The organism is Anaerococcus degeneri (genome assembly GCF_017874475.1).
GTDB lineage: Bacteria > Bacillota > Clostridia > Tissierellales > Peptoniphilaceae > Anaerococcus > Anaerococcus degeneri.
Window position 1 is genome coordinate 1 of record NZ_JAGGLO010000025.1, and the last position, 2,141, is coordinate 2,141.

The window sequence follows — 2,141 nt, forward strand, 5'->3', positions numbered from 1 at the left end:
CTTATCTTGAAATGTTTCCTTGCTCTTTTTATCAAAATATATCTCTGTTACAAAGGTCTTTCCATTTATCTTCTTTGTAAGAATACCATCAGGCTTTTGATGTTGTTCTGTATGTATTTCTTTAATATCTATTTTCTCATTTTCTGCCATTTAGTTCCTCCTTTCGACTTGCACAAAAAAAGATTTCCTGCGATTAGGAAACCTCTTTTACGATTGGTTGATATTTGATTTTAGGTTGTTGCTTGTTGTAGCTTTTTCTTTGCTCTATATTCTCTTGCTTTTAATTTTTCATACTCTCGACACTTTTCAAGATTTTTCGCCCTGTATACTTTTGAATATTCTCTATGATAGGCTCGTAATTTTTCTTTCTTTGCTTCTTCTATTTCTTCCCTCATCTGTATCATTTCTTCTTTTGTCGGCTCTATCTGTTTTGTAAGTTCATTTTCAAATTTTCCGATATAGTTAAAATAAACCTCTATTCGTTGAACTACATATTTTGCTCTTTTTACATCTCTTTCATGCACTACGATTTTACTGATAAACTCATTGATAATGGTAGGGGTAAGTTCTTCAAAGTTGGAATAGCTTTCTGCAAGTCTGATAAATTTCTTTGCTCTTTGGTTTGCATTTTCACATTCGGATAAGCGTTCTTTGATTTCTTCTTTTTCTGCTTTTAAGGTGTAGTATTCTTCAGCATACTTTCTTGATAACTGTTCATAGCGTTCTGTATCCATATTTCCAAGTGCATTATCTTCATAGAGTTTATTCATCACTCTTTCTATCTGTTCCATTCGATCTGTGATTTGTGGCATACGCTTTTGATTTTTCTTGAATTCTTCGGTCTGTTCTTTATACAGACTCCCTTTTACAAGTTTCTCAAAATCTGCTTTGTTTTCCAAAGAATACTGTGCTATCTTTCGCAAGACTTCTGCAATATTTTCCATAACCTCATCAACATCAATGCGGTGTGGGGAGTTGCATTTGGGGTGCTTTGCTTTCCCTTTGGCATATTCACTGCAATAGGTTACATGCTGTACTCTTCCATTTTTGTGTATGGTGCGAATGTGCATTTTTGTTCCGCAATCTTTACAGTACATCAAGCCTGAAAGTGCGTGAATTTCTCCATCTCCGTTTGGTCTTTTTACAGGTGCATTTTTTAACATACGCTCTACATTTTCAAAGGTAGTTCTATCTATTATTGGCTCATGCACATTTTCTGTTATTTGCCATTTGCTTTTATCTACATAATGGTTTCTCTTATCTCTGTAATGCTTTTCGGTCTTGAAGTTGACTACATCACCACAATACTCTTGTCTTTTCAGTATGCGTGTTATGGTTGCTTTGTTCCAGTTATATCTATTTTCTTCATTTAGTGGTTTGTTTTTAGCTGTTCCTCTATCTTGTCTTTTCATATAAAAGGTTGGGGTTAGTATTTCTTTTTCTTTCAGGTAAAAAGCTATCTGATTTCTGTTTTTTTCCTCCATAAATAGCCTGAAAATGAGTTTTACAACTTCGGCAGCTTCTTTATCGACTATCCAATAATCTTTGTTATCAGGGTCTTTTATATAGCCGTATGGGGCTTCTGTTGCAACAGGCTTTCCGTCTGCTCCTTTGGTCTTTATTCCTGTCTTTACTTTCTTGCTGATGTCTCTTGCATACCACTCTGACATGATGTTGATAAATGGGGCAAATTCCAATGTATTTTGGTCAATGCTGTCTATACCGTTGTTGATGGCGATAAAGCGTACATTGTTTCTTCTAAATATCTCCATAGCGTTTCCGACTTGAAGATAATCTCTTCCCCATCTCGTCATATCTTTCATAATGACAATGCCGATTTTACCACTTTCCACATCGCTTATCATCTGTGTATAGGCGGAGCGGTCAAAGAACCTACCGCTTTCATCATCGTCGATATAGTGGCGAATGTTTATCAGCTTTTTATCTCTTGCATACCTTTCTAAAAATGCTTTTTGATTGACAATACTATTACTCTCGCCACCGTCTCTATCTTCATCACCAACTGAAAGGCGGGAGTATAGTGCTGTGATTTTGTTATGATATTCTATCATGGCATTATCCTCCTTTTCTCGTGTCTATATATCACTCCTGTTCAGTTAATATTATGCAACCCATCTTGC

At 35.5% G+C, this 2,141-nt stretch carries 2 protein-coding genes; both read right to left on the reverse strand.

The window, feature by feature from the left end:
• Positions 1-150, reverse strand: a 150-nt coding sequence (locus tag J2Z38_RS10785) for a hypothetical protein (RefSeq protein ID WP_411791907.1), incomplete at its 3' end; no start/stop codon positions are given.
• An 80-nt stretch (positions 151-230) separates the two neighbouring features.
• Positions 231-2,072 carry a recombinase family protein gene (locus J2Z38_RS10435; RefSeq protein ID WP_209775239.1) on the reverse strand — a complete coding sequence of 614 codons (1,842 nt, stop codon included), beginning with the start codon at positions 2,070-2,072 and terminating at the stop codon, positions 231-233.
• Between the last annotated feature and the right edge of the window lie 69 nt (positions 2,073-2,141).

Excerpts from the sequence above, each read along its gene's own strand:
- J2Z38_RS10435 (WP_209775239.1), bottom strand. The coding sequence starts at position 2,072 with ATGATAGAATATCATAACAAAATCACAGCACTATACTCCCGCCTTTCA.